The organism is Bacillus sp. FSL W8-0640 (genome assembly GCF_038007725.1).
GTDB classification, from domain to species: Bacteria; Bacillota; Bacilli; order Bacillales; family Bacillaceae_G; genus Bacillus_A; species Bacillus_A cereus.
In genome coordinates this window covers 2,058,893-2,080,531 of the sequence record NZ_JBBOXT010000001.1, presented here as the reverse complement: position 1 = coordinate 2,080,531, position 21,639 = coordinate 2,058,893, and the positions used below count along the sequence as shown (strand labels likewise).

Below are 21,639 nucleotides of genomic sequence, written 5' to 3'. Positions count from 1 at the left end.
GCTTTTTATATTTAAAGTGAATTATTTGCAATCACAATTATGTTTTTTAAAATCAATTACCATACGCCCTTGAATTCTACCTTGTTCCATTTCTTCGAATACATTTTGTACTTTATCTAGAGAACAAGTTTGAACAACCGGCACTACTTTTCCTTCTGCCCCGAACATAAACGCCTCTTCCAAATCTTTACGAGTACCAACTAGAGAACCAACTACTTCAATTCCATCCAGTACAAGTCGTGGGATGTTTAAGTCCATTGTTTCTACTGGTAGCCCTACTGCAACTACTTTACCGCAAGCACGTACTGCATCAACTGCTGAGTTAAAGGCTACTTTAGAGACTGCTGTTACTACCGCAGCATAAGCGCCACCAAACTCCTCTTGCACAATTTTATCAGCAGGACCTTGAGAAATTGGATTGATAGTCATATCAGCACCAACTTCTTTCGCTAAGGCTAATTTGTCGTCATTAATATCTACTGCGATTACCTTTGCACCAAATACATTTTTAGCATATTGGATAGCTAAGTTACCTAATCCACCGCAGCCATAGATTACAATAGGTTGACTAGGTTTAATATCTGATACTTTAATAGCTTTATATGTAGTTACACCAGCACAAGTAATTGATGATGCTTGAGCAGGATCTAATCCTTCTGGTACTTTTACCGCATAATCAGCTGTAACGATACATTGTTCAGCCATACCACCATCCACTGAATAACCAGCGTTTTTAACTTCACGGCAAAATGTTTCTCTACCAGTTACGCAATATTCACAACGTCCACAAGATTGGAACATCCATGCAATACTTACACGGTCACCTATCTTTAGTGAAGTAACATCATCAGCTATTTTCGTAACAATACCTACACCCTCATGACCAAGAATACGGCCATCAGTGTTACCAAAATCATGATTCGCAACGTGTAAATCAGTGTGGCAAACTCCACAATACTCTACATCTACTAACGCTTCACCTGAGTGTAACGGACGTAATTCTTTGTCAATCACTTCGATGTTTGCTTTGCTGTTTTTATTAACCACTACTGCTTTCATATGTGATCTCCCCTTTAGTGTTTTAGCATTTTAATGAGTTTATCTCACAACTACTTTCTTCACTACTTTGGCTAGTTATTCTACCAAATTTAAGTGTTCAATCATCATTACATCTTCATCATAACATGACACTTCATAAACAACTTGTGAAATTATGAACAATATTTGAATTATTACACAAATCGGTCTTTATTTTAAATTTTTAAAAATGAGAGTTTATCATTGACTATAAGTAAGTCACATATTTCTAAAACAAAATAAATTAACAAACTTCTCACCGATAAAAAAGCTCTTCACTCAATATTTTCTACATGTAAACACTTAGTTTCACAGTAATATCCTTTGCCACCAACATAAACTTTTTCTATTTTATTTTTGCTATTGGTTGCTAATTTAACTAATATTTCAGAAGGCGAGTGTAAAGAATAACCTTGTTCAAATACATAGACTTCTTTTTTCAAGTAGTCCTGTTCATAAAGGTAGCAAGCTAATGCACCGTTCGAAGTTCCAGTCGCTGCTTCTTCATTGATGTCGTATAGCGGAGCAAAATTTCTGCATATAATTCGATTGTCATTAAAAGTATATAGATGCATCCCGACAACATTATAATACTTGCTGATTTCTTTAATTTTTTCAAAATTAGGTTGCAGTGCATGTAATTGTGTTTCGCTTTTTATAGGAATTAAAATATCTTTTAAGCCCGTGGAGACAATTTGAATTGGGTATTTATTTTCTATATCTTTACTATCAAAACAGTCGATGAACTCGTTTGGAGATACAACATCATAGAATATCGGTTTATTTTGTTCCATGAATATGATGTCATCTTTTATAGTAATAGTAAGAACACCGCTGTTCGTTTCAATCGTATAGCGATTCCTGAAAAGTTTATTTAAATGCATCAGTATCGCGAAAGAGCCAATTGTGGCATGACCACATAAATCAACTTCTTCTTTTGGTGTAAAATACTCAAATTTATAATCAGCAATTTCAGATTCTGATATAAATGCGGTTTCCGCATAGCCCAGTTGTTTGGCTATTTCCATTTTTTGAGTAGTGGTCAATGTATTCTCAATAAATACCACTCCTGCTTTATTTCCGCCTTTATGATCCTTGCTAAATGCACTTGCAACATAAACAGATATTTTCATAAGACACCTTCCTCACTTATAGTAAATTATAGTATAGAAAGCACTACATATAAATTCCATTGGATAAATTATCCCTAAAATAAGAAACAAACTATTTTTAGCATTTGAACTCTCCAAAAATAGTTTGTCTACAGTCTGAAAGCTCTTCATTTGAAGAGCTTTTTTTATATTCGCTTCATCGAAATCGTTTCACGTATACTTTGTAAATTTTTTAGAGTTTCCTCTTGTCGCTGCAACGACAACCCTACATACAAAGTATCTAATAAGCTTAACTGTGCTAATCGTGATGAACTTGCTTCTGTGCGGAATTCAGTCTCACGTGTTGATGTATATAACGTTATATCAGCAAGTTGACTTAATGCTGATTTCTTATAGCTCGTAATCGCAATAATTTTGGCTCCTCTTGCTTTCGCTACTTCTAACGCTTCAAGTAATCCTTTATTGCTACCAGAATGAGAAATACCAATAACAACTGAATTTTCCGAGAGTAAACCTGCCCCCATAATTTGAAAATGCGAATCAGTATGAGCGATACAAGAAATACCCGTTCTCATAAACTTATGATACGCATCCATTGCAATAATACCAGAGCCACCATTTCCATAAAACTCAATTCGACTTGCTTCTTGTAAGGCTCGTACAGCCTGCTCAAGTGCCGTTTCATTAAGCAAATGTAAAGTATCTTGCAGTCCTGTAATATGCGAATGAAAAACTTTTTTAGCAACAGTTACCATACTATCTTCTGCTGATACCTCTTCATGGATATTTTGCATCGGTGTATGTACAATTTCACGAGCTAATGTAATCTTTAAATCTTGAAAACCTTGCAAACCAAGGTTTTTACATAAGCGGAATATCGTAGCTTCGGAACTATTCGTAACTTCAGCTAATTCTGTAATAGATTTATGTACAACATCTTGTGGATGTTTCAAAATATGTTCGGCAATACTTCGCAATTTCGGTGATAAACCATTTAACGAAGCCTGAATCTTTCCAATCCCACTTCTTGTACCAGGCATAGCATATCCTCCCCTTCCATCGTAGCTTTATCCTGTAAAAACCGATTAGTTGAACTAATCATCAGTGGGGATGGTCCTCCACTGATTAGAGTTTCACTTTATTGTACCTAATTATCGAAAGAAGAAAAACCTATATTAGGGATTACTATAATTTTTAATTGCTCCTATGTATTCTGTCATACGATATAACAGAATTATTCATGCTTATGAATAATTCTCTCCATGTTTCACTGCGTATAATGCGGCTTGCGTACGATCATCCACTTCCAATTTAGCTAAAACGTTTGAAACGTGTGTTTTCACAGTTTGTTCTGTAATATGAAGTTCTGCTGCAATCTCCTTGTTGCTTCTTCCTTTCGCAATTTCGCGAAGTACCTCTTGCTCTCTTTTCGTTAACATTGAAAAAGGATTTTCTACTTCCTTCTTTACTGCAGAACGCCCCATTAATGCAGGTGTTACTTTCGGGTGAAAATTCGCATTTCCTTGATGTACTGCAATAATAGAAGCGACAAGTTGCTCAGGTTGTACTTCTTTTAATTGATAACCATCTGCTCCAGCTTCAAGTGCTGGTATAACATAATCTTGCTCTGAAAAACTACTTAATATAAGTACCTTTATTGTCTCATCATATTGCTTTAGACGTTTTGTTGCCTCAATTCCATCCATTTTCGGCATCGATACATCCATTAGTACGACATCTGGTCTTTCTTTTTGCACGAAATGTAATGCCTCTTCGCCATTTTCCGCTTCCCCAATAATTTCAAATTCTTCTCTCGTTTTCAAAAAGAATACAAGTCCTCTTCGAACGATATGATGATCCTCAACTAGTAGCAGTTTAATCTTCAACCTTATTCTCCCCTTCAAATCGGCAATTGAATTTCTATTTTTGTACCCTTTTTCAGCTCTGTTATAATTTGAAACGATCCCTTCATTAACTGAATACGTTCCTTCATACTTTTCAGGCCAAGTGCTGATTCCCTTACTTGTTCTTGTATAAATCCTATTCCATTGTCTTCTATGTAAAAATGTAACTGGTTATTTTCTATTTTCAAAAGAATATGTACCTTTTCACACGAAGCATGCTTTTTACAATTATGTAGCGCCTCTTGGCTAATACGCCATAAAACTTCTTCTATTTCATCCCCCATTGAAACCATCCCATCAATTCGAACTTCCACTTGAACTCCTAATAACTTCCCGTAATTTTGAATTGCTTCTGCTAATCCTTTCTCCAATCCTTCAGGTCTTAATTGCCAAATTAATAGCGTCATCTCTTGTAATGCTTCTTGTGATAATTCCCCAATATAACTTAACATCTCTTGCAATTCTCTATCTTGCGTCATATTCAGAGTACCTTTCGCTGTTAGCATAATAGAAAATAACAATTGTTTTACTGAATCATGTAAATCACGTGCAAGTCGATTTCTTTCCGCTACCACTACATATTTACGTTCTTTCTCAACTAATTGAATACGTTGTATTGTCGTTCCAATTTGAAATGCAATTGATTCTAATAATGCTAACTCTTCCTCAGAAAAATGAGTCTTATGAGGTGCAGCCACATTTAGTAGACCAAATTTTTCTGATCCAGACCTAAGCGGAATTGTCGCATGATGTGTAACATCTTCTGTCTCTCCCCAATTACATTCAATTGCATCTTCTATTCGCTTACATTCAATAATATTAGTCGCTTTTTCCAATCTCCCATTCACAAAACGTTCTACACACCAACAGTTTCCTTCACACATCGGCTTCTTCTTTTGCCACGTAAGAGCCTCTGGTAAATTTTCGTCTACAAGCATACTGTGCTTTCCACTTTCATCAATAAAGAATATCCACCCTGTTTGTAAATTCATTACTTGTAACAATGTATGCAACACTTTTTCTAACATATCCTGTAAGTTTGTTGCTTCATTTAATAATTCAGCAATTTCTTTTAATGCTTCTAAACGACGCATCTCTTTTTCTTCAAAGTTCATTCTCATCACCAACTACAATTATAACATTAAGAAATTTCTAAATTCTATAAATAAAAAAAGAACCGAATTCCTTCAGCCCTTTCTTTATATCAATCATTTTATTATTGTTATTCTATCCAATGTTGGAAGCAGAATTTTTGTTAACAAACGATTCTACTTTAGCTGTCCGATAAAGATTGTCCACCATGGATATGCTGTAAACCTTCAGTAGTAACAACCATATTCGCTGCTGGCATTTGCACTTGATTTTTATGGAACATAGACATTAATTCAAATCTTACTTGTCTAGAAGTTTCAAAATAATCTTCTGGCTTTATTAAACCTGTAATACAAAATTCATAGCCAACATATTTCAAGTTAGGATTTAAGTCTGTAACACCGACGTATTTAAATGGTTCAACAGCCTCATCCTCTACTCTATAAAGAGTTTGATTCAATTTTTCATTGCATATAACACATACTTCTTCTAACAATTCCTTCACTCTTGTTGGATCTTCCTGATAACTTACCGTGATGCGTTCAATTACACGCATCCATCCTTTATTAAAATTTTGTATCGTTCTAATCTCTCCGTGCGGGATGGTAAGTAGTTTTCCTGACCATTCACGAATTTGCATAAAACGAATACTAATCTCTTCAATAGTTCCTGAATTTGTTCCGTTAAAAGTTACAAAATCACCAACCCGAAACTCTTTGTCCGCTAATCTTGCAAAGCCTAATATAACATCTTTTAGCATCTGTTGTGCAGCAAAACCGATGACAACTCCAGCTATCCCTGCACCTGCAATAATACTTTTTATATCTACAAATTGGCTAATTAAATATATGATAAGACTGATGATAATGATATATCTAAAAATAGATCGAATTACACTTTGAATCGTCTGCTCTATCTCTTCATCAAAAAAGCTTGATTTCCTAAAAAACCAATCAATAATACGGTTTATTACAAAAGAAATAATGATTAAAACTAAAGCAAATAGTAAAAATCTTAAAAGTAAAAACTCTCTTACATAATTAAAAAATTCTTCCGTATACGTTAATAAGCTCATTTAACCACTTCCTTACTAATTAAAAAATTCATAATCGCCTAAGTTTGTTCCAGAAAAATCTATTATCCTAATCTAAAATGCCGCTACCCTTACTATGTATTTTGACTCTATTACTAATTCACTTTAAACAGTATGTCTAGCTGTTCTTTTTCCTTTCCCTTTAAATATACCCTTTTTAATAACCTAAGGGGGAGCAAATCGTGAAATTTTTTTATACGTTAAAACTTTATTCATCTCATTACGATTTCAACTCACTTATTCATTAACTACGTAAAAAAAGAGCTGAATTTATCAGCTCTTTTATTCGATATTAATTGTTGTCTTACTACTTTTTTCTTCTTTCAATTTTGGCAATTCAATTGTCAGTACGCCATCTTTATAATTTGCTCTAACATTTTCTTCCTCAACTTGTTTAAAACTAAAGCGTCGAGTTACAGAACCTATAGAACGTTCTTTACGAATATATGTGCCATTCTCATTTTTTTCTTCTACTTCATTATGATTAGTTGCTTGAATCGTTAATACATCTTGTTCAAAATCAACTTGAATGTTTTCTTTTTGAAAACCTGGTAAATCTGCTTTCACAGTATATTTATCAGATTGCTCATGAACATCTACTTTAAAAGTATCCATGTTCAGTGGCTTAAAGAAAGCATCTGTCATCCCTTCTAATAAAGAAGGCCCAAAATCAAAAATACCATTTTGACGTTTTGTTATCTCTGGAAATAAATTACGCATATTTTTTCCTCCTTATTATTTATGAATGAAAGATTATCTCTTTCTGCCTTTATTATAACATTTGGTCAAAAAAGGTCAAAGTTTTTGTTTGACCTTTTTTGATGTATATTTTACCAAATAAAACACATGAGATATTTGACATCTCTTACATTTATAAAGAGGAATATATTTATATAATAACGAATAGTTTATATGCTCTTATTTTTCCTTAATGAGGTTACCTACAATGGGGTATATCGAAGAAATTAGAGAAGTTGTCGGATCAAGACCACTCAATTTATTAGGCGTTGCGGTAGCTGTTTTCAATGAACAAGGACAAATAAAAGAGACCTTTTTTAAAGGCCTCTTTTTTCACTTCACTTCTGCATGTAGGCATGACTTAAAATGTCCAAGTGCATATTCATGCCCTTGTGCATTAAAAGATGCAACCGCCTTTTCAAAAACTACAATTTTAAACCCTTTATTATAAGCATCTACTGCTGTATGAAGAACACAAATATCAGTACAAACACCTACAAGATGAACTTCTGCTATTCCTCTTTCTCTTAGCTTCATCTCTAAGTCTGTTCCTGCAAATGCACTATACCGTGTTTTATCCATGTAATATACATTCTCTGCATTTTTATATGTTTCGTACACATCTTGTAATTCACCAAACAAATCTCTTCCATTTGTACCAGCTATATTATGAGGCGGGAATAACTTTGATTCTGGATGATATACATCATTTTCTTCATGTTTATCAATAGCAAAGACAACGTAATCTCCATTTTCAATATATTGCTTCGTTATATGTACAATTTCCTTCTCAATTTCCTGTCCTGGTTTCCCGCATGTTAAAGCGCCTTTCTCAGCTACAAAATCATATGTATAATCAATATTTATAAGAGCTCGTTTCATTACTATCTCTCCTTCTCCTGTTTCACAGTAAACAATAGAAAATTTGTTATTACGACATCGTATGTACTATTCGACATTTCAAATGAAATACCTACATTTTTCTTGCAAAACTCACCTTAATCCGAGTTTATCATAAAGTGAAACTTTAATCATTGGAGAGTTTGTTCATCTCCAATGATTATCAGCCCTCATCAATCGTGCATTTACAGGCAGTTGATCTCCCACCTAATCTCCTCACCTATACCGAGTTTTAAGGTAAGGTCTTACTGCCCGTTAGTGCGGGATATAATAGATAAACAATGGTAAAACAAATAGCTCCTATTGATAAGTCATGAATTTGATAATTGAGCGTAGCTTGAATCATCTCTTGTATCGTAAACCAAAATACTGCCATCATCATACTAATCAAGACGATACGAATACACCGATTCACATCTTCAACCTCTTTCTCTGTCATAGTAGTAACAAGTGATTACTTCCTATTTAATCGTATTAGAAAATGAAATAAGTTATTCACTCTTGCACACTCTAGTCCAAACAAAAAAGCACACTACTTTTTGAGTAATGTACTTTTTATTCTTGTTAAGACGCAGGTTTTGTCTCAAATGTTGCTTGATTAAAACTAATAACCTTTCCTTTCGGGTCATTGTTTTCATACTGAACTGCAGTAATTGTATGACTACCTGTTTCCAGCGTTTTTTCTTTTAACTGCACTGTTGTCTGCGTTGTACTAGTTACTTGATGTTTATCTGTATACATTTGATCTACAAATACGAATGTTTCTTTATCACTTTGAAAATTAGAAAGTTCTAATTCAACTTGCTGAATTAACGTATCCTTTTTGATGAATACAGTCGGTATATTGCCGTTTTCAGAAGTACCATCTGGAGTAATAACTTTTACTTTCCCTTCTCCAATTGACATTGCTCCTTCAGGAAATACAACCATATTCTCATCACTTGCGTTTACAACTTGTTCTTCCTGTTTTGATTGCGCGTCCTCTTTTTCCTGTGGAGCACCGCAACCAACTAATAACAATACAGACAATCCAGTGATTATGAATTTTTTCAAAATTCATCCCCCTGTAACTTCATTATAATTTATTATACAAAAATAACTTTTAAATTTTGAGACTACTTTCAACACTTTCATGAACAAATAGAATCTTGCTCACGATTAATGTATCATACTTTCCTTAATAGAACATTAATTTTTTTTATGAAATAAATAGTAATTCCCTCTTATCTATCATTTTAGCCCAACATATGAATTACATACCCTCAAAAATAAAAAGACATTGTTAGTTCAATGTCTTTTCTATACAGCAATTAAAAAACAAACGTTGTAATCTCATCTACTTCTTTTCTTGGAAGTTTCTTCGGTTTATCTTTCGGAAATCCGAGTGAAATAACCATATTTATTTGTTTTTCAGGCGCAATTTGTAAATATTGGCGCAGTTCATCTTGAGCTAGCAATACTGGCCCTGTCATTGGACAAGTACCAAGTCCCTTTGCATGTGCAGCTAACATTAAGTTTTGTGCCGCTAAACAGCTACTCTTAATGCCTTCTTCTTCCCAAACGGAATCTGGAACAAAAGCAATTGGATCAAATATCTTTTCACGGAACTTTGATTCATATGGTGTTGCCAAACATACAATTAATACTGGTGCCTCCGAGAAAGCTGTTGCATATGGTCCGAAAGAACGTGTAAGTAATTTCCCTGCTTTCTCTTCTCCATTTTCTGCTGCTTTTGCCGCAAGTTTATGTAATGCATCCCATGTCATTTGTTCAATTTCTTTAATCTTCTCTCGATTCATGATAACTAAGAATTCCCACGTTTGTGAATTCGTATCACTCGGTGCGTAACGAGCACAATCAATTATTTCTTTTATATCATTAGTAGATACTTCTTGATCTGTAAACTTTCTAACACTTCGTCTTCCGTGAATTACTTCTTTAAAATCTTCATAATTCATATATTAAATCCCCTTTTTACAGCGTTTTCAAAACTTGTCCTATGCTTGAATTATATCATGAAAAAAAGCCGGAAGAATACCAGCTTTTTTCTTCATGATTAATTTGTCACTTTAAACAAACGAATACTCTCTTCGTATGCAGCTTGTAGTTTTTTCGTAATTGGTCCTCTTTCACCAGCCCCGAACTGTTCATCACCAATTTGAACGACTGGGAATATTTCAAGTGGCGTCGCTGTAAAAAAGCACTCCTCAGCGTCATATACTTCTTGTAATGAAAACTCTCGTTCCTCTACATCGATATGTAACTCTTTCGCTAATGTAATTACGTAGTGACGTGTAATACCATGTAAAATGAAATAATCCGCTGGATGTGTAATCAACTTATTATTCTTCACGATAAAGAAATTGGAATGACACCCTTCGGTCACAATACCATCTCGTACTAATATTGCTTCTTGATACCCTTGTTCATTTATTTTGTTTTTGATCATGATATTAGGAAGCAAATTTAAAGATTTTATATGGCAAAACTTCCACCTGATGTCCTCTTCTACTGTCACCTTAATCCCTGCCTCCATTGAAGCAACTGGTCTTGGGAACGAAACAAGATTTGCAAAATATGTCGGTTGTAAATCTGATTCATATACATGATTGCGCGGTTGTGTACCTCTTGATATTTGTAAATATACATTCCCATCTTCTTGAAACTGATTTTTTTCAATCATTTGATATAACTCTTCTACTAATTCTTCCTTCGTAAATGGTGGAATTAGTTTTATTTCTGCCATAGAGTTAAAGAATCGTTCTAAATGTAAATCTAATAAATGTGGCTTCCCGTCATATAGTCTGAATACCTCGTATATACCATCACCAAATTGAAAGCCTCTCTCCTCTAATGGAATCATCGGCTGTTCTTCCTTCGTATTTACAATTCTTCCGTTAAATAAAATCCAATCTTTATGAGTAGCTTTCATTCTTCCCCACTCCTTTATCACATGATTGTTTTAATTGTACAACTTATCTACACTCAAAAGAAGGAATTTTCTGTATTTTAACAAACAAAAAAGTGCATCACTTATTTAAAGGGATGCACTCGACTATTCATTTACTTCAGAAAATATTTTTCAATATCATCTAACATAAGATTTGCAGCTGCAATACCACCTGCTGTATTCCAAATCACTTCATCTACTTGGAATACTTTATTATTTTTAGAAGCCTGTAGTTGCTTAAAGAGTGGATCTTCTGTCCATTCCTTCGCTAACGAATTTCCTTCATTATTCTTATCTACATCTTTATCAGACGTGAAATAGAATAAGTAGTCTCCGTCCATATTTGGAATCTGCTCTTTTGTAATTCCTTTTATCGCAAAATCATCTTTATCTTGTAATGGTGGTCGTTTAAATCCAATATCATTTAAAACAACACCCGAGAATGAGTTTTTTTGATAAATACGAACATCACCTGGCACGAAACGAATAATAGAAACTTTAGAATTCAATTTATCGCCTAACTTCTCTTTCATTCCTTCAATGCGTTTTTTATAATCATCAAGAGCTTTTTGCCCTTCTTTTTCTTTATTTACAGCTTTTGTATAAAGTGTAAAGTTTTCTTTCCAATCACCGCGTAATGTTTCTGCATAAACAGTTGGTGCGATTTCTTTTAGCTGATCATATATTTTTTCATGACGCATTTTATTTCCGATAATTAAATCTGGCTTAAGCTTCATTACAGCCTCTAAATTAATATCACGTTCAGTTCCTACAACTTCCGTGTTTTTTAACTCTTTCGCTAAATGAGGATACCATTCATCACCAGCACGTGGTTTCGTAGTCCCCACTGGCGTTACGCCCACAGCTAGGAGAGCCTCTGCGCCTTCATTTGTTAAAACAACAACTTTTTTAGGTGTACCATTTACTGTCGTTTCACCCATTGCATGCTTTACCGTATATGAATCTTTTGCTTTCGCTGATATATTATTTTCTTTTTTCTCTTCTTTACTACATCCTGCAATTACAACCATGAGTATCATAATGCAGAACATAATTAGTTTTTTAGTATGTATCATATGTCCTCCCTAGATGAAATCGATTATCATTAACATTTAAAGATTAATGTATCTTATATACATTGTCAATGTATATAAGAAAACTTTTTTAATATATACTATTTAGATTCTATCCGCTTTTCTAATGTTTCTTTTTAAAACATAGTGCATAAGTATGAAAATAAATGTTGTTATTAAAATGCGTATCCTTGTTATACATAACAAGGATACGCATCCATATTGCATTATCATTTTAATTCCTAATATTGAGTATATTTAATATACGCTGGGTCATTATATACCCACTGATTTCCACCAAGGTTTAACCAACCATTTTCATTTATATATACTAAATAAGATTCTGGAGAATTTAATTGGCGGATAACTGCAGATGTAGTTGATGGACCACTTCTTAAATTTACATTCATCCCTTGTATATATGCAACCCCAATCGGGCTTCCATCACTATTGCTTGTCTTTACAAAATTAATGTACGAAGGATCATTATACACCCATTGCCCATTCCCCAAATCTAGCCATCCGTTACTTTCCTGATATACAACGTAAGATTCTGGAGAATTTAATTGACGAATAACTGAGGAAGAAGTTGATGGACCATTTCTTAAATTTACATTTTTCCCAAGAATATAAGCGATTCCCTTCGTTTGAGGTGTCGGTTGTGGGTTAGGGGGTTGTGGATTTGGAGCTACTCCAAAAATAGCTGCTATTCCATTTGCATACGCTTGACTTAGATCTTCAATAAATTGTGGATTTTTTAATAAATTTGCATCAAACGCTGTATCAATAAAAGCAGTCTCAGTTAAAATTGCATCCATTGTGGTTTCTCTTAATACCGCATAATTTTCTTTTTTTGCTCCTCGATCACGAAGACCATATTTTGTTAATACAGGATTGACAGCTGTATGCATTTTTTGTTGCTTTGCATATGCAGTGCTGCTATTGGATAACGCATTATAAATATAACTTTCAAAACCTGTACCCCCGCCGCTATTAATATGAAATGAAATAAAATAATCCGCACTGAAAGCATTAGCAATATTAGCACGTTCAGATAAAGAAATAAACACATCACTATCACGTGTCATTTTAATTGTAATTGGGTAATTTACCGTTAAAATGTCTCGAACGCGTCTAGCAATTTGAAGTGTTAAGTTTTTTTCTACTAAACCATTACCAACAGCACCAGAATCATATCCACCGTGCCCTGCGTCTATAACAAGTTTCATTTTATTGCCCCGCCCCTTTCTTGTAATATGTTTGCATTTCTACTCGTCCTATTTTATGTGAAATGTACAGGTTCTGTTACAATTGCAAATAAAAAAACCGCCTTATGTAAGGCGGTTTCTATCATCTTGCTTTAACCAATTTAAAATAAATATATACGATTGATAGTGAACATAACGTATGCAAAATAAAATAAATAAAAGTGCTATTCCAACACCACTATAAAGTAAACCAAACTTTAAAAAAACATTTACAAGTGGTGGAAAGTTCATTAAATTTTGTAATGTACTAAGCATACAAAACATAATGAAAAAGACAGGGATGTATTGTAATTCATACGGCTTTTTTTTCTTACTCATTCTTTTCCGAATGATTATATGACATAATTCTGCTACTATAAAGCACCCTCCAATTAATACAAGACCAGAAGTCATCGTCATACATCCACCTGCCTTATATTTATTGTATCGCATAAATAATCATCGTTATATTTTCTTTACATACTCTTCATCTTCTGAAGCAAAACCAAAACTCTCTATGAAAGACTTCGCCTTTTCTGTTAATTTCTCTTGTAGCACTTTTATTTCTTTCACATTTCTTTGTTTCATCATTTCTTCAAATGTAAAATACGTATTTGTACCATAACCGTAACCTTGGTAATCAAAATGAATAATTAGCTGTGATAAAACAGCCCGTTCCTCTTGTACACTATAATCTATTACACCAATATATGTATCATCAACTTTCACACAGTACTGTACCTTTTTCTCACCTAAACTATGCGATTTAAACATTTCTTTAACAACGCTTTCATTTTCTACAGTAACTTTCTCAAACGTAATCATATGTTGTCCATCCTTTTACTATTATTGTATCAATAATACTTCCTATTTATGAAAAAAACCTTAAGACCGTATGCGATCTTAAGGTTTTTCTAATTAAACTAAGCTATACGCACGTTTTGTTTCTTCATGGAACTTATTCGTATCGTATTTATGCTCAACATAAATTTGGTGCCATACCATAAACGCAAGTACAGTCCAAATTTTACGGCTATAATCGCCTTTATCTGCACAATGTGCTTCCAGTAAGTTTAATACATACTGTTTGTCGATTAAATGCTCTGTCTTACTTTCGTTTATAATATTTATAGCCCAATCATGCATTTCGTCTTTTAACCAGTGACGAATTGGTACTGGGAATCCAAGTTTTTTACGATCTAATACGTGATCTGGAACGATTCCGCGTGCTGCTTCACGTAAAATAGCTTTCGTAGTTCCGTTAGCAATCTTAAATTCAGTTGGAATTTTAGATGCAACATCGAATACTTCTTTATCTAAGAACGGTACACGAAGTTCTAATGAGTTTGCCATTGTCATTTTATCAGCTTTTAATAAAATGTCACCGCGTAGCCATGTGAACATGTCAATGTACTGCATTTTACTTACATCATCATAATCTTTAATCTCGTTATACAATGGTTTCGTGATATCCATATAGTTAACACTTTCATTGTAATACTTCATTAATTCAGCTTTTTCTTCTTCACGGAAGATTTTAGCATTTCCATAGTAACGCTCTTCAATTGGTGTACATCCACGCTCTAGGAAGCTCTTACCTTTAAATCCTTCTTTAAGAGCACCACTTAATGCTTTTAGAACGCTCTTACCTGGGCTAGGAATGTAAGAGAACATTTTTAGTGAGTTTGGCTCACGGTAAATGTTATAACCACCAAATAGCTCGTCTGCGCCTTCACCAGAAAGAACAACTGTTACATGTTTACGTGCTTCTTTCGCAACGAAGTACAATGGTACAGCTGCTGGATCAGCTAAAGGATCATCCATATGCCAAATGATTTTTGGGAACTCATCCATAAATTCTTTCGCTGAAATGAATACGTTATGGTTTTTAACGCCTAATTTCTCAGCAGTTTCTTTCGCAACATCAACTTCACTGAAACCACGTTGCTCAAAACCAACAGAGAATGTTAAAAGATTTGGATTCATTTCTCTTGCGATAGAAGCGATGATAGATGAATCGATACCACCAGATAAGAATGAACCTACTGGTACATCACTACGCATATGCACTTTTACTGAATCATATAACACATCACGAATTGCTTGGATATGCTCCTCTTTCGTTGCACTTGAAGCATTGAAATAAGGTTTCCAGTAGCGATGGATTTCCATCTCTTTACCGATTTCTTTTACGAAATAATGACCAGGCTCGATTTTATTAACATCAATTGTTAAAGTTTCTGGCTCTGGACCATATTGGTACGTAAAGTAATGTTGTAGTGACGTTGGATTAACGCCTTTATCTTCCATCACATGCATAATACTTTTCTTCTCAGATGCGAAGAATGTAGTATCACCTTGTTGTGCGATGTATAAAGGTTTAATACCGAAGTGGTCACGTGCACCGAAAAGTTTCTTTTCTTCACGATCCCAAATCATAAATGCAAACATACCACGAAGGTAGTCTACACATTTTTCTTTCATATGTGCATACAATGCAATGATAACTTCTGTATCAGATTGCGTTGCAAACGTTGCACCTTTTTCAAGTAACATTTCACGTAATTCTACATAGTTGTAAATTTCACCATTAAAAATAATTACATATCGATCATTTTCATAAGTTAGCGGCTGATGTCCTGCCTCTAAGTCAATGATGCTTAAACGGCGGAAGCCAAATTGTACATGTTCATCACGAAAATATCCTTCGTCATCTGGACCACGGTGGAAAATCATCGTGTTCATATTTTCAAATTGATGTTTTTCTGTTTCTGAAAACTCTCTAGGGTTTTCACATAAACATCCTACAAAACCACACATACTTCTTACCCTCTTTCAGTTTTCATTCTGTCTCTATACTACTATATCAACCCTATTTATACTAGCATAATCAACTGAATATGGCGACCAAAAACTATAAAAAAATCACTCCATTTCACATTTTTAACAATTTTTTATGAAAACATGAAAACTAGGCACTCACCTTTCTCCGCTTTTGTCATATGATATTGCAAATTGATTTCTAGGAGGGAATACCATGAGTGAAGAAAAAAAAGATTCTTCTCGCCCACCGGTTCGTAATTACTTAAAGCAAATTGATGATTTCTTCGAGCAAACACCTCTTCGCAATGTAATCGCTGATTTAAATCATTTTTTCCAAAAAGGAAACCGTTTATTAACATTCCCTGTAGATTTATATGAAGTTGGTGAAGAACTCGTTGTTACAGCTGAACTACCAGGTATACAAAAAGAACAAATCCAAATTGAAATACAAAGTGAATACTTAAAAGTCTCTGTAAAAGAAGAGATACTTGAAGAGGAAGAAGAACAAACATCCCATAACTATTATCGCCGAGAACGTTCCATTTCAGAAGCATCAAGATTGATTAAATTGCCGTATTCAATTAATAAAAAAGCGGCAAAAGCTTCTTATCAAAACGGCGTATTAGAAATTCGGGCGCCGAAACTTCCCCAGCAACATGACATTTTATCAATAGACTAATGCAAAAAAATAAGGGTGCTATGCACCCTTATTTTTAACCCACTAATCGCTTCATATCACGTATAATGTCTTCGTATGGCGTATTACTAATGCCACTATACTTTTTCATTACTTTTCCGTTTTGATCAATTAAATAAAATGATGTACCATGCATGACCTGACCGTTCTCCGGCTTATCTACAAGTGATTGGAAATTATCTTTTGAAAACTTTGTAATATCTTCTAACGAATACCCCGTTAATAAATTCCAGTTACTAGTATCCTCTGTAAACTTTTGAATAAAAGCTTTCAGATTTTCTGGCTTATCAAGGTCTGGATCTACACTAAATGAAACAAACTGAACGTCTAATTTCTCTTCTTTTGCCATCTTTTGAAGCTTGGCCATATTTGCAGTCATTGGTGGACAAACTGTCTGACAATTTGTGAACATAAAATCTGCAACCCAAACTTTCCCTTTTAAATCTTTTGTACCAAATTGCTTTCCATCTTGATTTGTAAATTGGAAGGTTTCTAAATCCCAATTTAATGGTTTACGAAGCTTTGAACCTGATTCACTACATCCAGCAAGTACAAAGAGACAAAATACAACCATAAGACCAATTATTTTTTGATAACGCTTCATTTATAAACCTCTTTTCTCTATCCTAAATTTAAATAGGTTATGTTTATAATAACAAAAGTTAACACTACGAGAAAATTGTTTACTACATTTGTTCACGAAATCGTACGAATTTACGTATGTTACTTCTTTATTTCAAGCGAATTACTAGACAAAATATATTTTTTTACTATTATTTCTCTAAATAAAAGTGATAAAACTAATTTTATTGTTACTTTTGTAAATACCTCTCCCTATTTTTTAACAATTCCTTAAACATTAATCCATGTTTTACACTGTATTCCTTAACAACATTTCGGTACAATACAAATACAACGATTTTAAATGAGGTGATGTTCATGGCAAAGCGCTATGAAAATATGGATAATGTTAGTACAAAAAAATCAATTCGCTCTTTTTTACGCTGGCGTAAAGAACGAAAGCAAAACAAAAAAGATTTTTCTTTCTTAGTAGAACAATCACCCGTTAAACAAAGTGCATTTTTGCAAAGTAATGTTGAAAAAACGACTATCACATGGATTGGGCATTCCACTTTTCTTATCCAAACGAATGGACTTAATATATTAACAGATCCAGTATGGGCTAATAAATTAAAGCTAGTTCCAAGACTTACAGAACCTGGACTCTCTATAGAAGCACTACCTAAAATTGATATTGTCCTTATTTCACATGGTCATTATGATCATTTAGATTTTTCAACTCTTCGTCAGTTGAATGATGATGTTCTATATCTTGTACCTATTGGATTAAAAAAATTATTTACTCGTAAGAAATTTAAACATGTAGAAGAGTATAAATGGTGGGAAAGTACGATAATTAACGAAGTTTCTTTTCACTTCGTACCTGCTCAGCACTGGACGAGAAGATTCTTATTTGATATGAATACGTCTCACTGGGGCGGATGGATTATTGATAATGAAACGACTATGGAAACCATATATTTTTGTGGCGACAGTGGCTATTTCCAAGGTTTCAAAGAAATTGGTGAACGCTTTTTAATTGATATTGCTCTTATGCCCATTGGCGCTTATGAACCAGAATGGTTTATGAAAGTATCTCATGTTTCACCTGAAGAGGCCGTGCAAGCTTATTTAGATTTAAACGCTACACATTTTATACCAATGCATTACGGAGCTTTTGCACTCGCCGATGAAACACCTCGTGAAGCAATAACTAGACTTCGAAATAATTGGAATTTGCGCATGTTACCGTGGGAACAACTGCATGTACTCTTTTTAGGTCAAACTTTTATTTATAGTAACGCAACAAATGATAAGCAAATAAACGAAAAAATTGAAACTTTACATGTGTAACGTAATGACTGATTTTCTATATCCAACATATAATATAGAAAATCCTATAGTGAAACTTTAATTAGTGGGATTTCTTCATCCCCACTGATTATTTGCCTTCACCAATCAAGCTTTTACGGGCAGCCCGCTACCTAACCTCTTTGCTCCAGCTAAATTTGAGGTAGAGAGTTTTACTGTCCGCAAATAGCGGGATAAAGGGTGTTTTCTATGAATGAATATTTACAGACTCGCTATATCATTAGCGGTAGTGCCTGTGTAGCTCTTCTTATTTCTTACTTTCTATTTACATAAAAAAGCTACTTGAAATATATTTTCAAGTAGCTTTTTTATTACTCTGCTAAATACATAAATCCGATTGCGCCCGGACCTGTATGAGTACTAATAATAGGCGTTGTATAGAAAATTTCTGATTGAGCAAATCCACTCACTTTTTCAACCGCCGCTTTCATACTTTCAGCTAAAGGAATTGCTTTCGCATGCGGAATTGCAACAGCTTTTACGACTTTTCCAGCCGTATCTTGCTCAAATAACTTAGCTAATGTTTTTACAATTTGGCCTTGGCTACGAACTTTCGTTACAGGATTATAAACACCTTCTTCAAGACTAGCAATTGGCTTTATATTAAGTAGCGAACCGATAAACGCTTTTCCTTTACCGATACGTCCACCCTTCACTAAGTTTTCTAATGTATCCACTACTACATATAAACGAGTATTCTTTCTTACTTCATCTACACGTTTTAAAATTTCTTCTAGTGAGCGTCCGTCATTTGCCATTTTTGCAGCTTCAATTACTTGATATGCTAAAGCATGTGTAATAAATTGAGAATCAACAACTGTTACTTTTGTATCAGTCATTGATGCAGCGCTATTTGCAGTTGCTACAGTACCGCTCATTCCACTTGTCATATGGATAGAAAGGACTTCGCTTCCATCTTCCCCTAGCTTGTCATACATTTCTACAAATGTACCCATAGCTGGTTGTGATGTTTTTGGTAATTCCTCTGATTTAATCATTTCTTCAATAAATTCGTCAGGTTGTAAATCAACGCGATCTAAATATGTTTGTCCATTTACAGAGATTGATAATGGTAAAACATGAATGTCATACTTTTCGATTACGTCTTGTGATAAATCTGCCGTTGAATCTGTTACAATTTTAATTTTTTGCATACTATACTTCTTCCCTTTCCAATACGCTCTCCTTGTTATTATACTAGTATTCCCATTGCTTTCAACAATTTGGAACGAAATTTCATCAAATTAATTATATTTTCATATCTAAAATGAAAAAGACAGAGTTTACTAACCCTGTCCGTACTTCGTATCATGCATTTTTTTCAAGGGTATTTGTTTTATATACATTTAAATAATCATTCCACTTCAAACAATTTTGTAAATATTCACGGAAAGAATACGAAAATCTTGGGTGTTTTTGTTTTTGAATTTTTGCAATAAATAATTGAAGACGAGACTGAATTAGAAACGATAATGGATGCTGTGCCTGTAGGACAGGGATTTCGAATATTTTAATGCAATCCCCTGTTGAATGAGTGAAATAAAAACTTTTCGTAATCACAATATCAATCCTCTTTTTCATTGGATTTTTGAACTTCCTCTACTTTGCGCTGTAACACGTTGTTTAAAGTGGAGTAAAATCAGACTTATATGATTTCTGTAATCCTTATGGCTAGAAGATTTATACTCTATTCATCTCCACCTAATTCACCTTCCCGTCCTAAATATCTCTGAGACGGGAATCTCATTATCCATCAATTGTTTAATACATTTAGTATAAGCTTATAAAAGCGCAAAGTTTGTCTAAATTTTGGAGATTCTATAATTTTTTTCTTCTATATATTGTATACGTTTATAGCTATAGTATAACAAATAAATAAAAAAGTGCCTTTATAACGAGGCACTTTTCGACTGCATTTCTTCTCTTTTCTTTTTCCTCTTACTAACAACCTTTGATAACGCAATACTTACTTCATAAATACAAATAAGCGGCACTGCAACTAAACTATGAGATAAAAAGTCTGGCGGTGATATACAAGATGCAATGATAATTAATGCTACGTAAGCATACCTTCTTATTTTTATTAAAAATTCCGCCGTAAGTATTCCAATACTAGTTAAAAACATTACAACGACTGGCAATTCAAAAATCACAGCAAATGGAACTGTTAAATTAAGTACAAAATGAAAATACTTTTCTGTCGTAAACATCGTATTAAACATTTCATTACCTATCGTAGTTAAAAAGTGAAATAGAAACGGCATTACAATGAAATATCCAAAACATAAACCTGCGAGAAATAATATAGACAATACCGGTATATACATTATTGTCATCTTTTGTTCATTTGGATGTAAACCCGGTTTTACAAATAACCAAATTTGTATAGCAGCAAAAGGAATTGTACAAACGATAGCAAATACTGTAGCAATCGAGAAAAAAATCCACAATACATCACTTGGACCGAGAACAGTTAATTTCATTGGTAAATCTTTTACAAGCCAAAAATAAATATCCTTTGTAAAAGTAAATCCAATAATTAAAAATAGTACAAAGGATAACACCGTATATATTACTCTTTTTCGAAGCTCAACAATATGTTCTACTACGCTCATTTCCCGATCTTCCATCTCGTTCACCACACTTTATTTATCCATTACAAGGAAAATACACTACATTTTTTCTTTCTTTTCCTTCTCTTGAAATGCATCATCTGTCAATTCTTTCGTTGATTTTTTAAACTCTTTTAACGTTTCCCCTAAAGCCTTCCCGATTTCCGGCAATTTTTTAGGTCCAAATAAAATGAGTACTGCTACTAAAATTAAAATTAACCCTGGAAAGCCAATATTTGAAAACATTTCCCCATCCCCTTTATTAGTAGTTTCCTTGTCCTACTATTACATAATTTTATTTTGTCAAAAAAGTTTGAAAACGTCAACAAATCCATTGTCTTTTGTCAAAAAAATTCAAAAATATAATCAATTATACAAATTTCATTTTC

At 33.6% G+C, this 21,639-nt stretch carries 24 protein-coding genes and 1 pseudogene; 3 read left to right on the top strand and 22 right to left on the bottom strand.

Annotated features, from left to right (window positions below):
- Window positions 1-21: 21 nt before the first annotated feature.
- From adhP to N2V80_RS10845, 7 genes are all read right to left on the bottom strand, one after another.
- On the bottom strand, window positions 22-1,059 hold the full coding sequence (gene adhP, locus N2V80_RS10875; RefSeq protein WP_000649109.1) for an alcohol dehydrogenase AdhP: 1,038 nt from the start codon (window positions 1,057-1,059) through the stop codon (window positions 22-24).
- Between the two features lie 293 nt (window positions 1,060-1,352).
- A complete protein-coding gene (locus tag N2V80_RS10870; protein WP_000704316.1) occupies window positions 1,353-2,210 on the bottom strand; it encodes a PhzF family phenazine biosynthesis protein in 858 nt (285 codons plus the stop codon).
- 164 nt (window positions 2,211-2,374) lie between these two features.
- The gene (locus tag N2V80_RS10865) at window positions 2,375-3,229 is read right to left on the bottom strand and encodes a MurR/RpiR family transcriptional regulator (RefSeq protein WP_001119646.1); all 855 of its coding nucleotides are present in this window, start codon (window positions 3,227-3,229) and stop codon (window positions 2,375-2,377) included.
- Between the two features lie 204 nt (window positions 3,230-3,433).
- Window positions 3,434-4,075 (bottom strand): two-component system response regulator CasR, encoded by a 642-nt coding sequence (gene casR, locus N2V80_RS10860; RefSeq protein ID WP_000694629.1) that lies wholly within the window; start codon window positions 4,073-4,075, stop codon window positions 3,434-3,436.
- A 14-nt stretch (window positions 4,076-4,089) separates the two neighbouring features.
- Window positions 4,090-5,187 carry a two-component system sensor histidine kinase CasK gene (gene casK, locus N2V80_RS10855; RefSeq protein WP_170924154.1) on the bottom strand — a complete coding sequence of 366 codons (1,098 nt, stop codon included), beginning with the start codon at window positions 5,185-5,187 and terminating at the stop codon, window positions 4,090-4,092.
- A gap of 179 nt (window positions 5,188-5,366) precedes the next feature.
- Window positions 5,367-6,260: a mechanosensitive ion channel family protein gene (locus N2V80_RS10850; protein ID WP_061656012.1), complete on the bottom strand. Its 894-nt coding sequence runs from the start codon at window positions 6,258-6,260 to the stop codon at window positions 5,367-5,369.
- Between the two features lie 300 nt (window positions 6,261-6,560).
- Entirely contained in the window at window positions 6,561-6,998 is a 438-nt protein-coding gene (locus tag N2V80_RS10845; RefSeq protein WP_001245053.1) for an Hsp20/alpha crystallin family protein, read from the bottom strand.
- Window positions 6,999-7,224: 226 nt separating this feature from the next.
- Here N2V80_RS10845 and N2V80_RS10840 point away from each other — a divergent pair.
- Window positions 7,225-7,320 (top strand): annotated as a pseudogene (locus N2V80_RS10840) (DNA mismatch repair protein MutT); the annotation flags it as partial.
- A 29-nt stretch (window positions 7,321-7,349) separates the two neighbouring features.
- On the opposite strand, the gene N2V80_RS10835 reads toward N2V80_RS10840, so the two are convergent.
- The 10 genes from N2V80_RS10835 to asnB form a co-directional block, all read right to left on the bottom strand.
- Window positions 7,350-7,898 carry a cysteine hydrolase family protein gene (locus N2V80_RS10835; protein ID WP_000816757.1) on the bottom strand — a complete coding sequence of 183 codons (549 nt, stop codon included), beginning with the start codon at window positions 7,896-7,898 and terminating at the stop codon, window positions 7,350-7,352.
- Window positions 7,899-8,148: 250 nt separating this feature from the next.
- Window positions 8,149-8,355, bottom strand: coding sequence for a hypothetical protein (locus N2V80_RS10830; RefSeq protein WP_000136534.1), 207 nt, complete (start codon window positions 8,353-8,355; stop codon window positions 8,149-8,151).
- Between the two features lie 125 nt (window positions 8,356-8,480).
- On the bottom strand, window positions 8,481-8,969 hold the full coding sequence (locus tag N2V80_RS10825; protein ID WP_000713496.1) for a hypothetical protein: 489 nt from the start codon (window positions 8,967-8,969) through the stop codon (window positions 8,481-8,483).
- A gap of 257 nt (window positions 8,970-9,226) precedes the next feature.
- Window positions 9,227-9,874, bottom strand: a complete 648-nt coding sequence (locus tag N2V80_RS10820) for a nitroreductase family protein (RefSeq protein WP_001105283.1) — start codon at window positions 9,872-9,874, stop codon at window positions 9,227-9,229.
- 98 nt (window positions 9,875-9,972) lie between these two features.
- Window positions 9,973-10,848 (bottom strand): D-amino-acid transaminase, encoded by an 876-nt coding sequence (gene dat / locus N2V80_RS10815; RefSeq protein WP_044584419.1) that lies wholly within the window; start codon window positions 10,846-10,848, stop codon window positions 9,973-9,975.
- Between the two features lie 131 nt (window positions 10,849-10,979).
- Window positions 10,980-11,942, bottom strand: coding sequence for an ABC transporter substrate-binding protein (locus tag N2V80_RS10810; protein ID WP_061655665.1), 963 nt, complete (start codon window positions 11,940-11,942; stop codon window positions 10,980-10,982).
- A gap of 239 nt (window positions 11,943-12,181) precedes the next feature.
- Complete coding sequence (locus N2V80_RS10805; protein WP_048567962.1) at window positions 12,182-13,168, bottom strand: N-acetylmuramoyl-L-alanine amidase; 987 nt, start codon at window positions 13,166-13,168, stop codon at window positions 12,182-12,184.
- A gap of 102 nt (window positions 13,169-13,270) precedes the next feature.
- A complete protein-coding gene (locus N2V80_RS10800; RefSeq protein ID WP_000200459.1) occupies window positions 13,271-13,600 on the bottom strand; it encodes a hypothetical protein in 330 nt (109 codons plus the stop codon).
- Between the two features lie 51 nt (window positions 13,601-13,651).
- Window positions 13,652-14,011, bottom strand: coding sequence for a GNAT family N-acetyltransferase (locus N2V80_RS10795; RefSeq protein WP_000627522.1), 360 nt, complete (start codon window positions 14,009-14,011; stop codon window positions 13,652-13,654).
- A gap of 93 nt (window positions 14,012-14,104) precedes the next feature.
- Entirely contained in the window at window positions 14,105-16,006 is a 1,902-nt protein-coding gene (gene asnB / locus N2V80_RS10790) for an asparagine synthase (glutamine-hydrolyzing) (protein ID WP_000333816.1), read from the bottom strand.
- Between the two features lie 217 nt (window positions 16,007-16,223).
- Between asnB and N2V80_RS10785 the strand changes: the two genes are divergently transcribed.
- Window positions 16,224-16,688, top strand: coding sequence for an Hsp20/alpha crystallin family protein (locus tag N2V80_RS10785; protein WP_001288085.1), 465 nt, complete (start codon window positions 16,224-16,226; stop codon window positions 16,686-16,688).
- Window positions 16,689-16,722: 34 nt separating this feature from the next.
- Here the strand turns inward: N2V80_RS10785 and N2V80_RS10780 are convergent, their stop codons facing one another.
- A complete protein-coding gene (locus N2V80_RS10780; protein WP_000833335.1) occupies window positions 16,723-17,310 on the bottom strand; it encodes an SCO family protein in 588 nt (195 codons plus the stop codon).
- 335 nt (window positions 17,311-17,645) lie between these two features.
- Between N2V80_RS10780 and N2V80_RS10775 the strand changes: the two genes are divergently transcribed.
- A complete protein-coding gene (locus tag N2V80_RS10775; protein ID WP_001129628.1) occupies window positions 17,646-18,620 on the top strand; it encodes an MBL fold metallo-hydrolase in 975 nt (324 codons plus the stop codon).
- Between the two features lie 329 nt (window positions 18,621-18,949).
- Here N2V80_RS10775 and N2V80_RS10770 read toward each other — a convergent pair whose 3' ends face one another.
- The 4 genes from N2V80_RS10770 to N2V80_RS10755 form a co-directional block, all read right to left on the bottom strand.
- Window positions 18,950-19,792, bottom strand: a complete 843-nt coding sequence (locus N2V80_RS10770) for a DegV family protein (protein WP_001169472.1) — start codon at window positions 19,790-19,792, stop codon at window positions 18,950-18,952.
- A 154-nt stretch (window positions 19,793-19,946) separates the two neighbouring features.
- The gene (locus N2V80_RS10765) at window positions 19,947-20,198 is read right to left on the bottom strand and encodes a DUF2535 family protein (protein ID WP_000629012.1); all 252 of its coding nucleotides are present in this window, start codon (window positions 20,196-20,198) and stop codon (window positions 19,947-19,949) included.
- 329 nt (window positions 20,199-20,527) lie between these two features.
- Entirely contained in the window at window positions 20,528-21,268 is a 741-nt protein-coding gene (tatC, locus tag N2V80_RS10760; protein WP_000390120.1) for a twin-arginine translocase subunit TatC, read from the bottom strand.
- 42 nt (window positions 21,269-21,310) lie between these two features.
- Entirely contained in the window at window positions 21,311-21,496 is a 186-nt protein-coding gene (locus tag N2V80_RS10755) for a twin-arginine translocase TatA/TatE family subunit (RefSeq protein ID WP_000492443.1), read from the bottom strand.
- Window positions 21,497-21,639: the final 143 nt, after the last annotated feature.

Bases quoted from the DNA above. Each gene is read 5' to 3' on its own strand.
- N2V80_RS10800 (WP_000200459.1), bottom strand. From the start codon at position 13,600: ATGACTTCTGGTCTTGTATTAATTGGAGGGTGCTTTATAGTAGCAGAA.
- N2V80_RS10795 (WP_000627522.1), bottom strand. From the start codon at position 14,011: ATGATTACGTTTGAGAAAGTTACTGTAGAAAATGAAAGCGTTGTTAAA.
- N2V80_RS10865 (WP_001119646.1), bottom strand. From the start codon at position 3,229: ATGCCTGGTACAAGAAGTGGGATTGGAAAGATTCAGGCTTCGTTAAAT.
- N2V80_RS10820 (WP_001105283.1), bottom strand. From the start codon at position 9,874: ATGAATTATGAAGATTTTAAAGAAGTAATTCACGGAAGACGAAGTGTT.
- N2V80_RS10830 (WP_000136534.1), bottom strand. From the start codon at position 8,355: ATGACAGAGAAAGAGGTTGAAGATGTGAATCGGTGTATTCGTATCGTC.
- N2V80_RS10845 (WP_001245053.1), bottom strand. From the start codon at position 6,998: ATGCGTAATTTATTTCCAGAGATAACAAAACGTCAAAATGGTATTTTT.
- N2V80_RS10835 (WP_000816757.1), bottom strand. From the start codon at position 7,898: ATGAAACGAGCTCTTATAAATATTGATTATACATATGATTTTGTAGCT.
- N2V80_RS10810 (WP_061655665.1), bottom strand. From the start codon at position 11,942: ATGATACATACTAAAAAACTAATTATGTTCTGCATTATGATACTCATG.
- N2V80_RS10780 (WP_000833335.1), bottom strand. From the start codon at position 17,310: ATGAAGCGTTATCAAAAAATAATTGGTCTTATGGTTGTATTTTGTCTC.
- tatC (WP_000390120.1), bottom strand. From the start codon at position 21,268: ATGGAAGATCGGGAAATGAGCGTAGTAGAACATATTGTTGAGCTTCGA.
- N2V80_RS10775 (WP_001129628.1), top strand. From the start codon at position 17,646: ATGGCAAAGCGCTATGAAAATATGGATAATGTTAGTACAAAAAAATCA.
- adhP (WP_000649109.1), bottom strand. From the start codon at position 1,059: ATGAAAGCAGTAGTGGTTAATAAAAACAGCAAAGCAAACATCGAAGTG.
- N2V80_RS10805 (WP_048567962.1), bottom strand. From the start codon at position 13,168: ATGAAACTTGTTATAGACGCAGGGCACGGTGGATATGATTCTGGTGCT.
- asnB (WP_000333816.1), bottom strand. From the start codon at position 16,006: ATGTGTGGTTTTGTAGGATGTTTATGTGAAAACCCTAGAGAGTTTTCA.
- N2V80_RS10770 (WP_001169472.1), bottom strand. From the start codon at position 19,792: ATGCAAAAAATTAAAATTGTAACAGATTCAACGGCAGATTTATCACAA.
- casK (WP_170924154.1), bottom strand. From the start codon at position 5,187: ATGCGTCGTTTAGAAGCATTAAAAGAAATTGCTGAATTATTAAATGAA.
- dat (WP_044584419.1), bottom strand. From the start codon at position 10,848: ATGAAAGCTACTCATAAAGATTGGATTTTATTTAACGGAAGAATTGTA.
- N2V80_RS10870 (WP_000704316.1), bottom strand. From the start codon at position 2,210: ATGAAAATATCTGTTTATGTTGCAAGTGCATTTAGCAAGGATCATAAA.
- N2V80_RS10755 (WP_000492443.1), bottom strand. From the start codon at position 21,496: ATGTTTTCAAATATTGGCTTTCCAGGGTTAATTTTAATTTTAGTAGCA.
- N2V80_RS10850 (WP_061656012.1), bottom strand. From the start codon at position 6,260: ATGAGCTTATTAACGTATACGGAAGAATTTTTTAATTATGTAAGAGAG.
- N2V80_RS10785 (WP_001288085.1), top strand. From the start codon at position 16,224: ATGAGTGAAGAAAAAAAAGATTCTTCTCGCCCACCGGTTCGTAATTAC.